The sequence below is a fragment of the Caulobacter sp. genome, from assembly GCF_035254145.1.
In the GTDB taxonomy this organism is placed as follows: domain Bacteria; phylum Pseudomonadota; class Alphaproteobacteria; order Caulobacterales; family Caulobacteraceae; genus Caulobacter.
In genome coordinates, this window is the sequence record NZ_DATFAV010000171.1 from 1 (window position 1) to 19825 (window position 19825).

The window sequence follows — 19825 nt, forward strand, 5'->3', positions numbered from 1 at the left end:
CGATCGAAAGAGACACACCATGAAGACGACTCTCTTCGCCGGCGCTTCGGTCGGCCTGTGCCTGCTGGCCTTCGCCGGCGCCGCCAACGCGCAATCCATCGACTACGGCGCGATGGAGCAGCTGTTCAACGAACCGGTCACCACCTCGGCCACCGGCTCGCCGCAGCGCTCCACCGAAGTGCCGGTCGACATGACCATCATCAGCGCGTCCGACATCAAGCGCTCGGGCGCCAATGACCTGCCCACGATCCTCAGCCGCGTCGCCGGCGTGGACCTGCTGAACTTCGCCGCCGGCCAGTCGGATGTCGGCATCCGCGGCTACAACCAGGCCCGCTCGCCGCGCCTGCTGGTGCTGATCAACGGCCGCCAGGTCTATCTCGACCACTTCGGCTACACCGACTGGGCCTCGCTGCCGATCGAACTGAGCGAAATCCGCCAGATCGAAGTCGTCCGCGGTCCCAACAGCGCGATCTTCGGCTTCAACGCCGTGTCGGGCGTGGTCAACATCATCACCTTCAACCCGAAGTTCGACGACACCAACGTCATCGAGCTGAAGGCCGGCACCAATTCGAGCACCAGCGTCTCGGTCGTGAAGACCGTACGCCTGGGCGAGCGCCTGTCGTTCCGCGTCTCGGGCGGCGTCGACCATCAGGATGAGTGGAAGAACAACACCTCGGGCACGGGCGTCGTCCTGGCCTCGCAGATCCACAATCCGTCGACCGCCCGCGCCAATTTCGACGCGGTCGCCCAACTGGCCGACAAGACCACCCTGCGGGTCGAAGGTTCGATGTCGAACGGTTCGAGCACCCAGGTGATCTCGACCTTCGCCTACGCCGTTCACCGCATTAAGACCAACTCGATGAAGGCCACGCTGAACAGCGAGACCAAGTTCGGTCTGGTGCAGGCCCAGGCCTATCGCAACGAACTGGACGGCTCCACGCCCGGCCGTCGTTACCTGAACGACATCACAGTCTACAGCCTGGAAGACCTGTTCAAGATCGGCGCGGCGCACACCATCCGTCTCGGCGTTGAATATCGCGACAACCAGCTGGACACCGCCGGCTATGTCGGCGGCAAGGTCAGCTACACCGTGCTGGCCCCGTCGGCGATGTGGAACTGGATGGTCAATCCGAAGCTCTCGGTCACCACCGCCGTGCGCCTGGACAAGCTGAGCCTGAAGCGCACGGGCTCGTTCCCGACCGGCGCGCCGCAAGCCAACAACGCCCTGTGGGACCGCGACATCACCGAGACCAGCGTCAATGTCGGCGCGGTGTACAAGCTGACCGACCATGACTCCCTGCGCGCCACCTTCGCCCGCGGCGTCCAGGCCCCGACCCTGCTGGAACTGGGCGGTCTGCTGATCCCGCCGGCCACCCCGGCGCCGACGGGCGGCCTGATCGCCGGCAACCCGCTGCTGGATCCGGCCATCGTCACCAACTACGAGCTGGCCTACGACCGCAACCTGCCGGCCCTGAAGGCCAAGGTCAGCGCCAAGGTGTTCGCCCAGAAGACCGAGAACGTGAAGGGCCAGTTCAGCGCCTCCCTGCTGGACATCGCGCCGACGGCCACCACCTGGGCGACCTTCACCTACAAGAACGTCTCGGACTCCAAGATGAAGGGCGTCGAGCTGGCCGCTTCGGGCAAGCTTGACGGCGGCTTCCACTGGAGCGCCGACACCACCTACACGGACGTGAAGGACACCCCGTTCACGACGGTCTCGTCGATCGTCCTGCGCAAGGTGAACTTCGCGGCGACCTCGCCGAAGTACCGCAGCAACCTGGCGGCGGGCTGGGCGAACGACAAGTGGGCCATCGACGGCTACGCCCACTTCGTCAGCAAGTTCGACTCCTACAACGGCAACCTGCTGGAGCCGGTCAAGGGCTACGCCACGGTCGCCGGCCGGGTCGCCTATACGATCGCCAAGGGCACGGATATCGCTCTGAACGGTCAGAACCTGATGAAGGACCGCCAGTCGCAAGCCAAGGGCCCCAGCGGCCTGCAGGCCGAGCGCCGGGTGATGCTGTCGCTGACCAAGACCTGGTAAGCGTTTAGCCAACACCAGACGAGGGGCTCCGTCGAAAGGCGGGGCCCTTTTTCTTTGGGCGTTGCTAGTCGTCCCAGCCCTTGCGCTTCTTCTTCTTGCCCAGCGCGAAGATCCCCGGGTAGGGCCCCTTGCCGGTCCGATAGAGGCACCAGTCGTCGTCCTTCCTGCAGTCGCCGTCAAAGGCGGCCTTCTTGTCCGGATCGATGGCGGCGTACATCGGCGCGGTGCGCGAGCGTTCGCCGTCGGCCTCGGCGCAGGCGGCCTTTTCGGCCCTGTTGAGGGCGGCGACCTTCTCGTGGCGGCAACCCAGGCTGTCCCGCAGGCTCTTGCGGGTTTCCTCGCTCTGATCGACCAGCTTGCGGGCGGTAAAGCCAGGCGGGGCGATGAGGGTCGGCGGAGCGGACGACGCCACGGTGGGTGGGGCGTGGACGCTCGAGGGCGTCGTCGTCGGGGTCGTGGGGAGGCGATGCGGGCGGGCCGGCGCCACCGGGGCGGGCTTCGGCGCCGTGGCCGGGGACGACGGCGTGTCCAGCAGCTGGGCTTCGATGACCGGCGGCTCGACCAGTACCGGCGCCCAGCGCGCGCCGGAGACCAGGGCCAGCAGCACCAGGGCGTGGGCGCCCAGCACCGCGCTCCAGGCGATGAGGTTGCGCCGCAGATCCCGCCGTGAGGGCGGTCGCCAGGTTCCGATGGCGATCGCCGTGCTCATGGTGTCTCCGGGCGCTGCGGCGCCGGATGTCGATAGGCCCGCCATGCGGCGCAAGCGTGGCCTTACCCGACAAGAAAAAGGCCCGGCGTCACCGCCGGGCCCTTCCTTGTTTCAACGATGCGACGCGACGGTTACGCGGCGGCCTTCGCCTTGACCCCAAAGCGGCCGTAGAAGGTCTCGCCCTTCTCGGCCATTTCGCGCAGCAGGGCGGGCGGGGCGAACCGCTTGCCGTACTTCTGGGCCAGCTGATCGCAGGTTTCGACGAAGGCCTTGGCGCCGACGCCGTCGATCAGGCTGATCGGGCCGCCGGTCCAGGGCGCGAAACCCCAGCCCAGGATGGCGCCGACATCGGCCTCGCGCGGGTCGACGATGACGCCTTCCTCGAAGCAGCGCGCGGCTTCCACCGCCTGGCGGTACAGCAGGCGGGTGCGGATCTCCTGGATCAGCGCCTGGTCGGCGTCCTTGATCTTCACCGGAGCCAGGTCCGAAAGGCCCTTCCACAGGGTCTTCTGGCCGGTCTCCGGATAGTCGTAGAAGCCCTTGCCGTTCTTGCGGCCCAGGCGGCCCAGCTCGACGACCATCTTCTCCAGCACCGGAGCGAACGGACGCTCCTCGTACTTGTCGCCGAGATCCTTCTTGGTCTGCTCGCCGATCTTGTAGGAGAGGTCCAGCGCGACGTCGTCGTTCATCTCCAGCGGACCGCGCGGCATGCCGGTGGCGCGACCGACATTGTCGATGATCGCGGGCGCGACGCCCTCGGCCATCATCTCCAGGCCTTCCTGCACGAAGGTGCCGAAGCAGCGCGACGTGTAGAAGCCGCGGCTGTCGTTGACGACGATCGGGGTCTTCTTGATCTTCAGGACGTAGTCGATCGACTTGGCCAGGGCTTCCTGGCTGGTCTGCTCGCCCATGATGATCTCGACCAGGCCCATCTTGTCGACTGGCGAGAAGAAGTGGATGCCGATGAACGAGGCCGGGCGGACGCTGGCCTTGGCCAGGCCCGTGATCGGCAGGGTCGAGGTGTTGGAGCCGAAGATGGCGGTGTCGGCCAGCTGGGCCTCGGCCTTCTTGGTGACCTCGGCCTTGACCTCGCGGTTCTCGAACACGGCCTCGACGACGAGGTCGCTGCCCTTGACCTGGGCGTAGTCAGCGGTCGGATGGATCAGGGCCAGGATGGCCTCGCCCTTTTCCGGGGTCATCTTGCCGCGCGAGACGGCCTTCTTGACCAGGCCCTCGGCGTAGCCCTTGCCCTTCTCGGCGGCTTCCTGCGACTGGTCGATCAGGACGGTCTCGATGCCGGCCATGGCTTGGACATAGGCGATGCCCGCGCCCATCATGCCCGCGCCCAGGACGGCGACCTTCTTGACGTCGTAGTGCGGGACATTGGCCGGGCGGCCCGAACCCTTGCCCAACTCCTGCAGGGACAGGAACAGGGTGCGGATCATGCCCTTGGCCTGGGGCGTCATCATCGTCTTCAGGAAGTAGCGGGTCTCGATCCGCAGGGCGGCGTCGAACGGCACCTGCGTGCCTTCATAGACCGCCTTCATGATGTTCAGCTGGGCCGGGTAGTTGCCATAGGTCTGCTTGCGCAGCATGGCGTTGCCCATCACGAAGACCTGGCTGCCAGTCGGGGTGTAGGGACCGCCGCCCGGAAGCTTGAAGTCCTTCTTGTCCCACGGCGCGACGGCGTCGCCCTTGGTCTTGACCCAGGTCTTGGCGGCTTCCACCACTTGGTCGGCCGGGACGACCTCGTGCACGACCTTGTTGGCCAGGGCCTCGGCCGGCTTCATCGACTTGCCTTCCAGCAGGTACGGCGCGGCGGCCATCACGCCCATCAGGCGCGGCAGACGCTGGGTGCCGCCGGCGCCGGGCAGGAGGCCGACCTTGGCTTCCGGCAAGGCGAGCTGGATCTTCGGATTGTCGGCGACCACGCGATAGTGGCAGGCCAGGGTGATCTCCAGGCCGCCGCCCATGGCCAGGCCGTTGATCGCCGCGGCGACCGGCTTGCCGCAGGTCTCCAGGGCGCGGAACGCCTTGTTGAGCGCAAAGCCCGCCTCGAAGGCGGCCTTCAGGCCCGCTTCGCCCGCCGCGCCGCCGCCCAGGCCGCCGGAGCCGCCCAGTTCGCCCAGGTCGGCGCCGGCGCAGAAGCCGCTGGCCTTGCCGGAGGTGATGACCGCGCCCTTGATGGCCGCGTCCGACTTGATGGTCTCGACCACCTCGCCGATTTCCTTGATGACCGAAGCGGTCAGGGTGTTCATCGAACGGCCGGGCACGTCGAAAGTGACGAGGGCCACGCCGTCGGAATCGACCTCGATCTTGAAGTTTTCCATGGTGTTAGCTCCTCGGTCTTAAACGCGTTCGATGACGGTGGCGGTGCCCATGCCGGCGCCGACGCACAGGGTGATCAGGGCGGTCTCCTTGTCGGAGCGCTCCAGCTCGTCGAGCATGGTGCCCAGGATCATCGCGCCGGTGGCGCCCAGGGGGTGGCCCATGGCGATGGCACCGCCGTTCACGTTCATCTTGTCGTGGGGGATGTCCAGCGCCTGCATCATGCGCAGGACGACGGCGGCGAAGGCTTCGTTCAGCTCGTAGAGGTCGATGTCCTTGACCTCCATCTTCAGCTTCTTGAGCAGCTTCTCGGTGACCAGCGAGGGGCCGGTCAGCATGATCGAGGGTTCGCTGCCGATCGAGGCGGCGCCCTTGATGCGGCCGCGAGCCTTCAGGCCCAGGGCCTCGCCCATTTCCTTGGTGCCGATCAGCACGCCGGCGGCGCCGTCGACGATGCCCGAGCTGTTGCCGGCGTGGTGGACGTGGTTGATCTTCTCGACCTGCGGATAACGCTGGGTGACGACGGCGTCGAAGGCCATCTCGCCCATGCCCGTGAACGAGGGGTTCAGCGCGGCCAGGGTCTGCATGGTGGTCGAGCCGCGCACGGTCTCGTCATGGTCCAGGATGGTCAGGCCCAGTTGATCCTTGACCCCGATCACCGACTTCTTGAAGCGGCCGTCGGCCCACGAGGCGGCGGCCCGGCGCTGGCTTTCGACGGCGTAGGCGTCGACGTCGTCGCGGCTGAAGCCGTAGAGCGAGGCGATCAGGTCGGCCGAGACGCCCTGCGGGGCGAAATAGGTCTTGAAGGCCGAGGACGGGTCGGTCGGCCAGGCGCCGCCGTCGCTGCCCATGGGCACGCGGCTCATGCTCTCGACGCCGCCGCCGATGGCCAGCTGGGCCTCACCCGAGGCGACCTTGGCCGCGGCCATGTTCACCGCTTCCAGCCCCGAGGCGCAGAAGCGGTTGATCTGCACGCCGGCGACGCTCTCGGCGTAGTCGGCGGTCAGCACGGCGGTGCGGGCGATGTCGCTGCCCTGTTCGCCGACCGGGGCGACGCAGCCCAGGACGACGTCGTCGACGTAGGAAGTGTCCAGATTGTTGCGGTCGCGGATCGCTTCCAGCACCTGGGTGGCCAGGGACAGGGACGTGATCTCGTGCAGGGACCCGTCCTTCTTGCCCTTGCCGCGCGGCGTGCGCACGGCGTCGAAAATGTAAGCGTCAGCCATGGAATGGCTCCTTCCTGCGTATCTTTAAGCGGGTTGGTCTTGCAGCGCCGGCTGGACCCGCACGTCCGTGCGAACCGAGTTGGCGATGAAACAGGCGTGGTGGGCGGCCTCGTGCAGGGCCGCCAGCTGGGCCTCGTCGGGGGCGGCGCCCTCGAAGACGATCTCGGGGCGAAGAGCGACGCTGCTGACCCAGTGCGCGCCGTGCGCGTTCTTGGTCATCACGCCCTCGGCCCGGTCGCGATAGCGGGTGATATGGAAGCCGGCCCGGCGGGCCAGGTCCAGAAAGGTCAGCATGTGGCAGGCCGAGAGGGACGCCACGAACATCTCCTCGGGGTCCACGCCCGCCGGGTCCGACCAGGGCAGGGGGACCACCGATGGCGAAGCCGAGCCGAGCGCCGTCACTCCGCCGTCGAACGACAGGGTGTGGGCGCGGCTATAGCGGCCCTTGGCGAAGTCAGCCCCGGGCTCCAGGTTCCAGTCGACGATGGCGACGTGGGTCGACATCTATTTCCAGGTCCCGATCGGAGACTTGCCGAGCGGCTTGCAGATCAGGCCGCGAGCCGAGGCCTTGGCGCTGTAGGTGGCGCGCTGGCCGAACTCAGGCGCGGGCAAGGCGCAGGCGGTGAAGCCCGAGGTCGTCACTTCCAGCCGCCACTCGGCGACCTTGGAGCGCAGCAGGGTCTGGCAGACGTCGGCTCGCGGCTTCAGGGGCAGCTTGAAGGCGCCGGGCTGGGGCCGTTTGCCGACCAGCTCTCCCGAGAACGTCAAAGGCCGCGGACCCGGCTCGGCGCGCACGCAGACGACGGCCGAGCGGGCGTCCTGCGCCGCGGCCGGGCCGGCCGCCAGAGCGATCATCGACAGTGCGGCGATCACAAGGTCCTCGCGATCAGCAGTTTCATGATCTCGTTCGTGCCGCCGTAGATGCGCTGGATGCGGCTATCCTTGTACATGCGTGCGATCGGGTACTCGTTCATGAAGCCATAGCCGCCGAACAGCTGCAGGCAGCGATCGACGATCTTCCCTTCCAGGTCCGAGACCCAGTACTTGGCCATCGAGGCGGTGGCCGCGTCCAGCTTTCCTTCGAGGTGCTGGCCGATGCAGTGGTTGACGAACACCTTGGCCACGGTCGCCTCGGTCTTGCACTCGGCCAGGACGAACTGAGTGTTCTGAAAGTCGATGATCGCCTTGCCGAACGCCTTGCGGTTCTTGACGTAGTCGATGGTCAGCTCCAGCGCCCGCTCGATCGTCGCCATGCCCTGCACGGCGATGTTCAGCCGCTCCTGCGGCAGCTGGCCCATCAGCTGGAAGAAGCCCTGGCCCTCGTCCGTGCCGAGCAGGTTCTCGGTCGGGATCTTCACGTCGTTGAAGAACAGCTCCGAGGTGTCCTGGGCCTCCTGGCCCAGCTTGTCGAGGTTGCGGCCGCGCTCGAAGCCTTCCGCTCCGTCGGTCTCGACGATCAGCAGCGAGGTGCCACGGGCGCCGCCCGCCGGATCGGTCTTGGCGACCACGATGATCAGATTGGCCGTCTGGCCGTTGGTGATGAAGGTCTTGGAGCCGTTGATGACGTACTGGTTGCCGACCTTCTTGGCGGTGGTCTTGATCCCCTGGAGGTCGGAGCCGGCGCCCGGCTCGGTCATGGCGATGGCCGAGACCAGCTCGCCGGTCGCCAGGCGCGGCAGCCAGCGCTGCTTCTGCTCTTCGGTGCCGTAGTGGAAGATGTACGGCATGACGATGGCGTTGTGCAGGCTGGCGCCGAAGCCGTCGACGCCCTTCTTGCCCAACTGCTCCATCAGCACGACCTCGTGGCGATAGTCGCCGCCTGCCCCGCCATATTGCTCGGGCGTGGAGAGGCCGAGCAATCCGGCCTCCCCCGCCTTGGTCCACATGTCACGGTCGACGCAGTGGTTCTTGCGCCATTTCGCGACGGTCGCTTCAGGCGCGTGCTCGTCGAAGAACTTGCCCACCGCGTCCTCGAAGATCGCGATGTCTTCCTCGGCCATGAAGGCGGGTTTTTCAACGTTGAGCACGCTCATGATCAGAAAGCCTCCGCGGGCAGCGCCATCAGGGTCGCCGAACCGGTCTTCAGCTTGGCCAGATGCGACGCAGCGTCAGGCAAGATGCGTTCGATGAAATAACGGCCGGTCGTCAGCTTGGTCGTGAAGAACGGGTCGGACGAGCCGGCCGCGATCTTGGCGTTGGCGGCCTTGGCCATCAGCGCCCACATGTAGGCCAGGCCCGTCAGGCCGAAGAGGTGCATGTAGTCGGTCGAGGCCGCGCCGGCGTTGTCCGGATTTTGCAGGCCGTTCTGCATCAGCCACATGGTGCCGTCCTGCAGCTGGGCCTTCACGCCGCCGAGGGCCTCGATGAAGGGCTTCAGCGCTTCATCGCTGTCGTTCTCGCCGATGAACTGGTCGATCTCCTGGAAGAAGGTCATGACCGCGCGGCCGCCCTTGGCCGCCAGCTTGCGGCCGACCAGGTCCAGGGCTTGGACGCCGTTGGTGCCCTCGTAGATCAGAGCGATACGGCAGTCGCGCATGAACTGGCTGACCGGGAAGTGCTCGGTGAAGCCGCTGCCGCCGTGCACCTGCACCGCGTTCGAGCAGACCTGGAAGCCCTTGTCGGTCAGGTAGCCCTTCAGCACCGGCGTCATCAGCCCCATGTAGTCGGCCGACTTCTCGCGCACGGCCGCGTCGGGGTGGACGTGCGACAGGTCGCCGTGCAGGGCGGTCCAGAACAGGAAGGCGCGACCGCCTTCGATCAGAGCCTTGCTCTCCAGCAGCATGCGACGCACGTCCGGGTGGACGATGATCGGGTCGGCCGGGCCGTCGGCGTTCTTCGGGCCCGTCAGCGAGCGGCCTTGCAGGCGATCCTTTGCGAAGGCGACGGCGGCCTGGTAGGCGGCCTCGCCCTGGGCCACGCCCTGCATGCCGACGCCCAGGCGCGCCTCGTTCATCATGACGAACATGATCTTCAGGCCGGCGTTTTCCTCGCCGATCAGATAGCCCTCGGCGTCGTCATACTGCATGACGCAGGTGGCGTTGCCGTGGATGCCCATCTTCTCTTCCAGGCCCACGCACTTGACGCCCTGGTTGCGGTCGCCGACCGAGCCGTCGGCCTTGGGGAAGAACTTCGGCACGATGAACAGGCTGATGCCCTTCACGCCCGCCGGGGCGCCCTCGATGCGGGCCAGCACCAGGTGGATGATGTTGTCCGACATGTCGTGCTCGCCGGCGCTGATCCAGATCTTCTGGCCGGTGATGCGATAGCTGCCGTCGCCGTTCGGAACCGCCTTGGTGCGCAGCAGGCCCAGGTCCGTGCCGCAGTGCGGCTCGGTCAGGTTCATGGTGCCGGTCCATTCGCCGGTGACCATCTTGGGCAGATAGGTCTGCTTCTGCTCGTCGGTGCCGCCGGTGTGGATGGCCGAATAGGCGCCATGAGCCAGGCCCGGATACATCGAGAAGGCCATATTGGCCGAACTCGACATCTCGCTGAAGGCCAGGTTGACGACGTGCGGCAGGCCCTGGCCGCCATAGGCCGGGTCCGAACCCAGGCCAGTCCAGCCGCCTTCGCATAGCTGCTTGTAGGCGTCCTTGAAGCCCGGCGGGGTGGTGACGACGTTGGTCGCCGGGTCCAGCTGGCAGCCGTTCTTGTCGCCGACCGTGTTCAGCGGGGCCAGGACCTCGCCGGTGAACTGGGCGGCGGCGTCCAGGATCTGCTCGACCACGTCGAACGACGCGTCCGCGAAGCCGGGCAGGTCGCCATGCTGGTCGATATTGAGCACGTCGCGCAGGATGAAGGCGTGATCGCGAACGGGCGGCTGGTAAGTCATGAAACGGTCCTGGCTAGGATCGGGGAGGGGAACGGATAGGCGATCGCCGGTCCTGCCGCGCGTGGGCGAAATCGGCGTCGCGAAGGATCTTACTTGCCCAGCATGGCCTCGGCATGACCGTCGAGACGGGCGCGCAGCACCTGCTCGTAGTCGGCCGCGCGCGGGAGCAGGTCGGGGCGGATCTCGGTCAGGCGGCGCTCCAGGCGATTGCACGCCTCGCGCAGCTCGATCAGGGCGTTGTCGATGTCGTCGCGCTGCTGCTCCAGCGCCGTGGCGCGTTCGCGGAACTTCTTCAGCGAGCGGGCCATCTGCGCCGCGCCCTCGTCGTTCTCGTCATAGAGATCCAGAAGCTCGCGGATCTCCGACAGCGACAGGCCCACGCGCTTGCCGCGCAGGATCAGTTGCAGGCGAACGCGGTCCTTGTGCGAGTAGACGCGGTTCAGCCCCTCGCGGGCCGGATTGAGCAAGCCCTTGTCTTCGTAGAAGCGCAGGGCGCGGGGCGTGGCTTTGAATTCATTGCAGAGCTGGCGGATCGTAAAGGTCCGCTCGGGTCGACGCAGGTCGGCCATGGGTTGAAACCTCCCGGGTGAAGAGGGCCTGGCTACTGCGGCCGGGCCGCTTGGTTATCGGCGATCACTCTAAACCCGACGCCCGGCGGTCGTCAACGCTTACGTAAACGTCAACTTGAACGCGGCGCATAGGTTTACTTTCCTAGGCGCGAGGGCGTATTTTCCTTGGCGAAGGCCGGACGCTTTAGGAGACGCCCGCATGGCGACCCTGTCTCACGGCGAAATCTGGCGGGCCATCGACGCGCTGGCCGAACGCTTCGACATGACGCCCTCGGCCATGGCCCGGATGGCGGGCCTGGATCCGACCAGCTTCAACCGCTCCAAACGCGGTTCGGCCGACGCCGACGGTCGGCCGCGCTGGCCCTCGACCGAAAGCCTGGCCAAGCTGCTGGAGGCGACGGGGGTCAATTTCTCGGAGTTCGCGGCCCTGACCGAAAAGGCGCCGGTCCGCGCGCCGGGCCGGCGGGGCGCGCCGCTGATCGGCCTGTCGCAGGCGGGACAGGAGGGTTTCTTCGACGAGGCCGGGATGCCGGTCGGCTCGGGCTGGGATGAGGTTCCCGCACCTGAGCTGGGCGAGGGCCTGTTCGCGCTGGAGGTGTCGGGAGACGCCCTGGCGCCGGTCTATCGCGACGGCGACCGCTTGCTGGTCTCGCCAACGGACGAGCCGCGCAAGGGCGATCGCGTGGTGGCGCGGACCCAGGCGGGCGAGGTTCTAGTGCGGGAGTTGGGCCGCGTGACGGCCCGGGCCATCGAGCTCTTGGCCCTGGGGCGCGCCGAGAGCGACCGCCTGCTGCCGCGGGACGAGGTCGCCTGGATCGCGCGGATCGTCTGGGCCAGCCAGTAGGCCAGCCCTCTGGAGCCTACGTGCGCGGGCAGGTGGCGTGGGCGTCGAGCAGCCAGGCGATCAGCGGGCCGGCCGCCGGATCGGCGCATGACACGTCGACGCGATAGGATTGCCAAGTGTCGTTATGCGCGGCCTCGACGCGAGCGTCGGGGAACTGCTGGACGATGCCGCCGAGCAAGGAATCGAATTCTTGTCGGTCGGTGGGGCGCAGAGTGAACGAAGCCATGGGAATAACCCTGAAGACTAATCTTGGTCCTGAAGATCCAAAACTAGACTCCGAAAGGTGGTCAGACCCTTAATAGCGAATTCAGGATTCGTTCATCCGCATGGACATGGTGTCGCAGTACGGGATCAGCCCAGCTTTTCCTCGATCAGCGCGATCGTGCGGTCGATTCCGAAGATCGCCGCGAACGACCCGAAGCGGGGGCCTTGGCTCTGGCCTAGCAGCACCTCGTAGAGGGCCTGGAACCAGGCGCGCAGCGGGTCGAAGCCGTGGGTCTTGCCGACCTCGAACACCTCGTTCTGGATCAGCTCGGCGTCCTGGGTCCCCGCCGGCATGGCCTTCAGCTTGGCCAGCAGGTCCAGCATCGCCGCCCGTTCCTGGTCGCTGGGCGCGCGGAAGACCTTCGTGGGCTTCACGAAGTCCTCGTAATAGTGGATCGCGTAGCCGGCCAGGCGGTCCAGCAGCGGCTGGGTCTGGGCCGACGCGCCCGGAATGTAGCGCGACAGGAAGCCCCAGAGGATCTCCTTGGTCGAGGCGTCGGCGGCCGAAACGAGATTCAGCATCAGGCTGAACGACACCGGCGAGCCCTGCTCCGGCGGCGCGCCCGAGTGGATGTGCCAGACGGGGTTGTCCAGCTGCTTGGCCGGCTCCTGGCGGCCGAACGCGTCCAGCTGCTGCAGATACTCGTCGGTCGCCTTGGGAATGACGTCGAAATAGAGCTTCTTGGCCGACTTGGGGCTTTGGAACATGTAGTACGATAGGCTTTCGGGCGCGCCGTACCGCAGCCAGTCCTCCATGGAGAGGCCGTTGCCCTTCGACTTGGAGATCTTCTGGTTGTTCTCGTCCAGGAAGAGCTCGTAGTTGAAGCCCTCCGGCGGCGTGCCGCCCAGCGCCCGGCAGATCGCGCCCGAGGCCTTGACCGAGTCGATCAGGTCCTTGCCCGACATCTCGTAGTCGACGCCCAGGGCGGTCCAGCGCATGGCCCAGTCGGGCTTCCACTGCATCTTCACGTGGCCGCCGGTGACGGGAACCTCGGCGTTGCGGCCGTCCTCGTCCTGGAAGACGATCGTGCCCTTCGAGACGTTGCGCTCCAGCGTCGGGACCTGCAGCACCCGGCCCGTCGTCGGGCTGATCGGCAGGAACGGCGAATAGGTGGCGCGGCGCTCCTCGCCCAGGGTCGGCAGCATGACCTTCTGGATGGCGTCGAACCGCTCCAGCGCCGTCAGCAAGGTCGCGTCGAACAGGCCGCCCTTGTAGCACTCGGTCGACGAGACGAACTCGTACTCGAAGCCGAAGCCGTCCAGGAACGCGCGCAGGCGGGCGTTGTTGTGCGCGCCGAAGCTGTCATGGGTGCCGAACGGGTCGCGGACCACGGTCAGCGGTTTGCCCAGGTCCTCGATCAGCGGCTGCTTGTTCTCGATGTTCTCGGGGACCTTGCGCAGGCCGTCCATGTCGTCGCTGAAGGCGATCAGGCGCGTGGGGATGGCCTCGTCGGTCAGGGCGCGGAACGCCGCGCGGACCATGGTCGTGCGCGCCACCTCGCCGAAGGTGCCCAGGTGCGGCAGGCCCGACGGCCCGTAGCCGGTCTCGAAGATCACCGCCTTGGCCAGCGCCGGATAGGCCTTGACCGCCTCGTCGGCTTTCCCAGCCTCGATCAAGGCCTTGGCGGCCTCCTGGTCGGCGCGGTCGGGGATGCGCACGCGCAGGACGCGGGCGATGGTGGCGCGCGCCTGCTCGAACGGCCAGGAGCGGGCTTCGCGGGCGAGGGGGGAGAGGCCTTCAAACATGCGGGGCGGTATAAGCGCTGACGCGGCGGAGGGCTAGGGCGGTGGTGATCAGCCCTTCAGGGCGCCCGCCACCACCTCGCGCGCCTCGGCCTGGACCTGCTTTAGGTGATCCGCGCCCAGGAACGATTCCGCATAGACCTTATAGACGTCCTCGGTGCCAGACGGCCGGGCGGCGAACCAGGCGTTCTGGGTGCACACCTTCAGGCCGCCGATCGCCTCGCCGTTGCCGGGGGCGGCGGTAAGGATGTCGGTGATGGCCTCGCCCGCCAGGGTCTTGGCCGAGACGTCGCTGGGGCTGAGCTTGGCGAGCCGCGCCTTCTCCTCGCGGCTGGCCGGGGCGTCGATGCGGGCGTAGGCCGGCGCGCCGTAGCGTTCGGTCAGGCCCGCGTAGAGCTGGCTGGCGCTCTGGCCCGTCACCGCCTGGATCTCGGCGGCCAGCAGGGCCAGCTGGATCCCGTCCTTGTCGGTGGTCCACACCCCGCCGTCATGGCGCAGGAAGGCCGCGCCGGCCGACTCCTCGCCGCCGAAACCGACCGAGCCGTCCAGCAAGCCCGGCACGAAATATTTGAAGCCGACCGGCACCTCCAGCAGGCGGCGGCCGAGCCCGGCCACCACGCGATCGATCATCGAGGACGAGACCAGGGTCTTGCCGACGGCGACGTCCGCGCCCCAGCCGGGGCGGTGGGTGAACAGGTACGAGATCGCCGCGGCCAGGTAGTGGTTGGGGTTCATCAGCCCGCCGTCGGGGGTGACGATCCCGTGGCGGTCGGCGTCGGCGTCGTTACCGGTGGCCACGTCATAGAGCGTCATGTGGGGGGCCGCGCCGCCTTTCATGATCCCGATCAGATTGGCCATCGCCGACGAGGACGAGCAGTCCATGCGGATCTTGCCGTCGGTGTCGAGCGGCATGAACGCCCAGCGCGGATCGACGGCGGCGTTGACCACGGTCAGGTCCAGTCTGTGGCGTTCGGCGATCGCGCCCCAATAGGCGACGGCCGCGCCACCCAGCGGGTCGGCGCCGATCCGCACCTTGGCGGCGCGGATGGCGGTGATATCGATCACGCCGGGCAGGTCGTCGACATAACGGCCCAGGAAGTCGTAGCTCCCAACGGCCTTGCGGGCGGTCTCGAACGGAACGCGCTTTACCCCGGCCAGGCCTTGCGCCAGCAGCTCATTGGCTCGCGCGGCGATCGCCGAGGTGGCGTCCGACCCGGCCGGGCCGCCGGAGGGCGGGTTGTACTTGATGCCGCCGTCGCGCGGCGGATTGTGCGAGGGCGTCAGCAGCAGGCCGTCGGCCTCGCGGCCGCCTTGACGGTTGTGGGTGAGGATCGCATGCGACACCGCTGGCGTCGGGGTGAAGCCGTCGCGGGAGTCGACCAGGGTCTCGACCCCGTTGCCCGCCAGGACCTCCAGCACCGAGCGCCAAGCGGGCTCGGACAGGCCATGGGTGTCGCGGCCGACGAACAGCGGGCCGGTCACGCCCTGGGCGGCGCGGTATTCGACGACCGCCTGGGTCACCGCCAAGATGTGGGCCTCGTTGAAGGCGCCGTCCAGGCTAGACCCCCGGTGGCCGGAGGTGCCGAACACGACCTTCTGGGCGGGATTTGAGACGTCCGGCCTGATCTCGAAATAGGCCCGGATCAACGCGTCGATGTCGACAAGATCTTCTGGAAGAGCGCGAAGGCCGGCGCGGTCGTGCATCAAGTCACCTGGCGGAGTTTCGGCGAGGCCGAGAGATCTCAAGTCCTATAAGGGCCGGAAGACAATTTCACGAACTATCTCCGCTGTTGCTTGGGTTCAGTGACCTCGCCATCGCCGTGGGGACCACCTGACCAAGCCCGGCGGCGTCCCCAATCCTCTCACGCGCCAGTGAGATTTGCTGGGCTTGCGTCGGACGCGCCGCGACCGTAACTCCCCGATGATGAGCATTTCCGCCCGCGCCGGGGCCAAGATCTGCGGATTGTCCACGCCCGAGACGGTCAAGGCCGCCTTCGACGGCGGCGCCGCGTTCCTGGGGTTCGTCTTCTTCGACAGGAGCCCGCGCAACGTCACGCCCGAGGCCGCCGCTCGCCTGGTCGAGCCTGTTCGTGGCCGGGGCGTGAAGACGGTGGCCGTCACCGTCGATCCCGACGACGCCTTGATCGACCGGCTGATGGCGACGATGCGGCCCGACCTGATCCAGGTCCACGGCAAGGAGACCCCCTCGCGCGTCCGCGAGATCGCCGCCCGCGCCGGGGTGGGCGTGATCAAGGCGTTTTCCGTCTCGGCCGCGAGCGACATCGACCAGGCGAGCGCGTTCGAGACCGTCGTCCAGCACCTGATGTTCGACGCCAGGCCAGTGGAAGGCCCCGGGGCGACCTCTGGCCTGCCCGGCGGCACCGGCGCGCGATTCGACTGGGGCCTGCTGGCCGGCCGGCGATTTTCGCGTCCGCATTTCCTGGCCGGCGGCCTGGATCCGTGGAACGTGACCGATGCGATTGATGCGTCCGGGGCGCCCCTGGTGGACGTTTCCTCTGGCGTGGAGCGCGGTCCCGGCCTAAAGGACCCCGCTCTGATCTCGGCGTTCCTGGACGCCGTCAAACGCGCCTAGGCTTGGATTGAGCTCGTGAACGTTCCCGCGAAACCGAACGATTGGTCGGCCTATCCGGACGCCAAGGGCCGCTTCGGCGACTATGGCGGCCTCTATGTGGCCGAGACGCTGATGCCGCTCGTGCTCGAGCTGGATCGCGCCTACACCGAAGCCAAGAACGATCCTGAGTTCCAGGCCGAGCTGAAGGGCTATCTGACCCACTATGTCGGCCGCCCCAGCCCACTCTATTTCGCCGAGCGTCTGACCCGCCACATCGGCGGCGCCAAGATCTATTTCAAGCGCGAGGAGCTGAACCACACCGGCGCGCACAAGATCAACAACTGCATGGGCCAGATCCTGCTGGCCCAGCGCATGGGCAAGACCCGGATCATCGCCGAGACCGGCGCTGGGCAGCACGGCGTGGCCTCGGCCACCGTCACCGCCCGTTTCGGCCTGCCCTGTGTCGTCTACATGGGCGCCGTCGACGTCGCCCGGCAAAAGCCCAACGTCTTCCGCATGAATCTCCTGGGCGCCGAAGTGCGACCGGTGACCTCGGGGGCCGCGACCCTCAAGGACGCCATGAACGAGGCGATGCGCGACTGGGTCACCAACGTCCACGACACCTACTACATGATCGGCACCGCGGCCGGTCCGCACCCCTATCCGGCCATGGTCCGCGACTTCCAGGCCGTGATCGGGACCGAGACCCGCGAGCAGATCCAGGAGATGGAAGGGCGTCTTCCCGACGCGGTGGTCGCCTGCGTCGGCGGCGGTTCGAACGCCATCGGCATGTTCCACCCGTTCCTGGGCGACGAGAACGTCAAGATCTACGGCGTCGAGGCCTCGGGCCACGGGCTGGAGACCGACAAGCACGCCGCGTCCCTGACCGGCGGTCGGCCGGGCGTTCTGCATGGCAACAAGACCTATCTGCTGCAGGACGACGACGGCCAGATCCTGGACGCCCACTCGATCTCGGCGGGTCTGGACTATCCGGGCATTGGTCCAGAGCATTCGTTCCTGCACGACATCGGCCGGGCCCAGTACCTGACCTGCACCGACGACGAGGCGCTGAAGGCCTTCCAGCTGTGCGCCGAGCTCGAGGGCATCATCCCCGCCCTGGAAAGCGCCCACGCCATCGCCAAGCTGCCGCAACTGGCCAAGGAGATCGGCGAGGGCGGCGTGATCGTGCTCTGCCTGTCGGGCCGTGGCGACAAGGACATCTTCACCGTGGCCGACGCGCTTGGGCGCACCATCTAGGCCATGGCGATCTAGGGTAAGCGACACTTGACCAAAGACCGCATCGACCGTCGCTTCGCGGCGCTGAAGGCCGAGGGCCGCGCCGCCTTCGTGGCCTATGTCATGGCCGGAGACCCGGACGCGGCGACCGCGCTCGAAATCGTCAAGGGCCTGCCGGCCGCCGGCGCCGACCTGATCGAGCTGGGCTTCCCGTTCTCGGACCCGATGGCCGAGGGGCCGACCATCCAGCGCGCCAGTCAGCGCGCCCTGGCCCAGAAGATGACGCTGAACGGCGTGCTGGACATCGTCCGCGCCTTCCGCGAGGGCGACCAGGAGACCCCGATCATCCTGATGGGCTATCTGAACCCGCTGATGAACAAGGGCTTCGAAACCTTCGCCAAGCAGGCCAATGAGGCCGGCGTCGACGGCCTGATCGTGGTCGACTGCCCGCCGGAGGAGGCCGACCCGCTGTCGGACGCGCTTGAGGCCGAAAACCTTTCCTTGATTCGCCTGGCCTCGCCGACCACCGACGATGCGCGCCTGCCGGTGGTGGTGCGCCGCACCTCGGGTTTCGTCTATTACGTCTCGGTGGCCGGTGTGACCGGAGTCAAGGAGGCCGACGCGGATTCGGTGTCTCCTGCGGTCCAGCGGGTTCGCGCGGCCTCGGGACTGCCGGTGGCGGTGGGCTTCGGGATCCGTACGCCCGAGCGCGCGGCGCAGATCGCCCGGGTGGCGGACGCGGCCGTCGTGGGCTCTGCGCTTGTGGATGAAATCGAGGCGGCGGCCAAGTTGAACGAAAACGTGACCGAGAAGGTTCTTCTCAAGGCGTCGGAGCTGGCTAAGGCTGTGCGGTCGGCGCGAGTCGGGACGAAGTGAGGCTCTAAGGCTATGGCTATGGCTGAACCCCAGGACCCGAAGAAGGGCGATAAATCCAAGGTCGCGGACCGTCGCGGCGGCTGGCTGTCGCGCATCGCGCCAGGCGTGCGCGGCGCGTTCGCCAAGCGCGAGACGCCCGAGAACCTTTGGGTCAAGTGCCCTGACACGGGCGAGATGATCTTCCGCTCCGACCTGGAGGCGGCCCTGTGGGTCACGCCGGCCGGTCGCCACATGCGGATCGGGCCCGAAGCCCGCTTCAAGTTCACCTTCGACGAAGGCCAGTACGAAGCCTTGCCGACCCCGCCAGTCGCCGAGGATCCGCTGCACTTCTCGGACGGCAAGCCCTACAAGGATCGCCTGGCCGCCGCCCGTAAGGCGACTGGCGAGCCGGACGCCATGGCCATCGGCTACGGCAAGGTCGGCGGCGTCGACGCCGTGGTGCTGGTTCAGGATTTCGCCTTCATGGGCGGGTCGCTGGGCATGGCCGCGGGCGAAGGCTTCATCGCCGCCGCCAAGGCCGCGCTCGAGCGTGAAGTCCCGATGATCGCCTTCACCGCCGCTGGCGGCGCCCGGATGCAAGAAGGCGCGCTGTCGCTGATGCAGATGGCCCGCACCACCCTGGCGATCAACGAGCTGAAGGACGCGGCCCTGCCCTACGTCGTGGTCCTGACCGACCCGACCACCGGCGGAGTCACCGCCTCCTACGCCATGCTGGGCGACGTCCACCTGGCCGAGCCGGGCGCCCTGATCGGCTTCGCGGGGCCCCGCGTCATCGAGCAGACCATCCGCGAGACCTTGCCGCCGGGCTTCCAGCGCTCGGAATATCTGGTCGAGAAGGGCATGGTCGACCGCGTGACGCACCGCAAGGAGCTGCCCGAGGTGCTGGGCTCGATTCTGGGCACCCTGATGATGGGGCGCAACCGCAAAGCGGCCTGAGCGCGGCCTTGACCGACCACCTCCGCGCCCACGACGCCGCCCTGGAGCGGCTGCGGGCGTTGCATCCCAAGCTAATCGACCTGTCGCTGGACCGTATGCGGCGGCTCTGCGCGGCCTTGGGCGATCCGCAGGACCGCTTGCCGCCAGTGATCCACGTGGCCGGCACCAACGGTAAGGGCTCGACCGTCGCCTACCTCCGGGCCATGGCCGAGGCGGCGGGCCTGAAGGTCCACGTCTTCACCTCGCCGCACCTGGTGCGCTTCGCCGAGCGCATCCGTCTGGCCGGGACCCTGATCACCGACGACCACCTGGCCGATGTGCTGGATCGTGTCGAGGCGGCCAACGCTGGCCAGGAGATCACCTTCTTCGAAATCACCACGGCGGCGGCCTTCGTCGCCTTCGCCGAGGTTCCGGCCGACCTCTGTATCGTCGAGGTGGGGCTGGGGGGCATCCTGGACGCCACCAACGTCATCCAGCGGCCGGCCGTCAGCGTCATCGCGCCGGTCGACATCGATCATCGCGAGTTCCTCGGCGACACCATCGCCAAGATCGCTGTCGAGAAGGCGGGGATCATCAAGCCGGACGCCCCGGTCGTCTCGGCCCGCCAGGATCCCGAGGCCGAGGACGTGATCGACACGGCCGCCGCCCT

18 protein-coding genes are annotated in these 19825 nt (G+C 67.5%); 7 read left to right on the top strand and 11 right to left on the bottom strand.

Annotated elements, in window-relative coordinates:
* Positions 1-19 precede the first annotated feature (19 nt).
* The gene (locus VJ655_RS10400) at positions 20-2044 is read left to right on the top strand and encodes a TonB-dependent receptor plug domain-containing protein (RefSeq protein ID WP_324110985.1); all 2025 of its coding nucleotides are present in this window, start codon (positions 20-22) and stop codon (positions 2042-2044) included.
* A 64-nt stretch (positions 2045-2108) separates the two neighbouring features.
* Here the strand turns inward: VJ655_RS10400 and VJ655_RS10405 are convergent, their stop codons facing one another.
* From VJ655_RS10405 to VJ655_RS10440, 8 genes are all read right to left on the bottom strand, one after another.
* Positions 2109-2753: a hypothetical protein gene (locus VJ655_RS10405; RefSeq protein WP_324110986.1), complete on the bottom strand. Its 645-nt coding sequence runs from the start codon at positions 2751-2753 to the stop codon at positions 2109-2111.
* Between the two features lie 131 nt (positions 2754-2884).
* A complete protein-coding gene (locus VJ655_RS10410) occupies positions 2885-5083 on the bottom strand; it encodes a 3-hydroxyacyl-CoA dehydrogenase NAD-binding domain-containing protein (RefSeq protein WP_324110987.1) in 2199 nt (732 codons plus the stop codon).
* 18 nt (positions 5084-5101) lie between these two features.
* Positions 5102-6307 (bottom strand): acetyl-CoA C-acetyltransferase, encoded by a 1206-nt coding sequence (locus tag VJ655_RS10415; RefSeq protein ID WP_324110988.1) that lies wholly within the window; start codon positions 6305-6307, stop codon positions 5102-5104.
* Positions 6308-6331: 24 nt separating this feature from the next.
* The gene (locus VJ655_RS10420; protein WP_324110989.1) at positions 6332-6811 is read right to left on the bottom strand and encodes an OsmC family protein; all 480 of its coding nucleotides are present in this window, start codon (positions 6809-6811) and stop codon (positions 6332-6334) included.
* Positions 6812-7162, bottom strand: a complete 351-nt coding sequence (locus VJ655_RS10425) for a hypothetical protein (RefSeq protein ID WP_414646971.1) — start codon at positions 7160-7162, stop codon at positions 6812-6814. It lies immediately after the preceding gene.
* A gap of 14 nt (positions 7163-7176) precedes the next feature.
* The gene (locus VJ655_RS10430) at positions 7177-8340 is read right to left on the bottom strand and encodes an acyl-CoA dehydrogenase family protein (protein WP_324110991.1); all 1164 of its coding nucleotides are present in this window, start codon (positions 8338-8340) and stop codon (positions 7177-7179) included.
* 2 nt (positions 8341-8342) lie between these two features.
* Positions 8343-10136 (bottom strand): acyl-CoA dehydrogenase C-terminal domain-containing protein, encoded by a 1794-nt coding sequence (locus tag VJ655_RS10435; RefSeq protein WP_324110992.1) that lies wholly within the window; start codon positions 10134-10136, stop codon positions 8343-8345.
* Positions 10137-10225: 89 nt separating this feature from the next.
* On the bottom strand, positions 10226-10705 hold the full coding sequence (locus tag VJ655_RS10440; protein ID WP_324110993.1) for a MerR family DNA-binding transcriptional regulator: 480 nt from the start codon (positions 10703-10705) through the stop codon (positions 10226-10228).
* 199 nt (positions 10706-10904) lie between these two features.
* On the opposite strand from VJ655_RS10440, the gene VJ655_RS10445 reads away from it, so the two are divergent.
* Complete coding sequence (locus tag VJ655_RS10445) at positions 10905-11549, top strand: helix-turn-helix transcriptional regulator (protein WP_324110994.1); 645 nt, start codon at positions 10905-10907, stop codon at positions 11547-11549.
* 16 nt (positions 11550-11565) lie between these two features.
* On the opposite strand, the gene VJ655_RS10450 is transcribed toward VJ655_RS10445, so the two are convergent.
* The 3 genes from VJ655_RS10450 to pgm form a co-directional block, all read right to left on the bottom strand.
* On the bottom strand, positions 11566-11775 hold the full coding sequence (locus tag VJ655_RS10450) for a hypothetical protein (RefSeq protein WP_324110995.1): 210 nt from the start codon (positions 11773-11775) through the stop codon (positions 11566-11568).
* 125 nt (positions 11776-11900) lie between these two features.
* Positions 11901-13559 (bottom strand): lysine--tRNA ligase, encoded by a 1659-nt coding sequence (locus VJ655_RS10455; RefSeq protein ID WP_324110996.1) that lies wholly within the window; start codon positions 13557-13559, stop codon positions 11901-11903.
* Between the two features lie 48 nt (positions 13560-13607).
* Positions 13608-15263, bottom strand: coding sequence for a phosphoglucomutase (alpha-D-glucose-1,6-bisphosphate-dependent) (pgm, locus tag VJ655_RS10460; protein WP_324110997.1), 1656 nt, complete (start codon positions 15261-15263; stop codon positions 13608-13610).
* A gap of 217 nt (positions 15264-15480) precedes the next feature.
* Between pgm and VJ655_RS10465 the strand changes: the two genes are divergently transcribed.
* From VJ655_RS10465 to VJ655_RS10485, 5 genes are all read left to right on the top strand, one after another.
* Positions 15481-16149 carry a phosphoribosylanthranilate isomerase gene (locus VJ655_RS10465; protein WP_324110998.1) on the top strand — a complete coding sequence of 223 codons (669 nt, stop codon included), beginning with the start codon at positions 15481-15483 and terminating at the stop codon, positions 16147-16149.
* Positions 16150-16164: 15 nt separating this feature from the next.
* Entirely contained in the window at positions 16165-17385 is a 1221-nt protein-coding gene (gene trpB, locus VJ655_RS10470; protein ID WP_324110999.1) for a tryptophan synthase subunit beta, read from the top strand.
* A gap of 27 nt (positions 17386-17412) precedes the next feature.
* Positions 17413-18240 carry a tryptophan synthase subunit alpha gene (trpA, locus tag VJ655_RS10475; RefSeq protein WP_324111000.1) on the top strand — a complete coding sequence of 276 codons (828 nt, stop codon included), beginning with the start codon at positions 17413-17415 and terminating at the stop codon, positions 18238-18240.
* A 12-nt stretch (positions 18241-18252) separates the two neighbouring features.
* Positions 18253-19176, top strand: a complete 924-nt coding sequence (locus tag VJ655_RS10480; protein WP_324111001.1) for an acetyl-CoA carboxylase carboxyltransferase subunit beta — start codon at positions 18253-18255, stop codon at positions 19174-19176.
* Positions 19177-19184: 8 nt separating this feature from the next.
* Positions 19185-19825, top strand: a 641-nt coding sequence (locus tag VJ655_RS10485) for a bifunctional folylpolyglutamate synthase/dihydrofolate synthase (RefSeq protein WP_324111002.1), incomplete at its 3' end; no start/stop codon positions are given.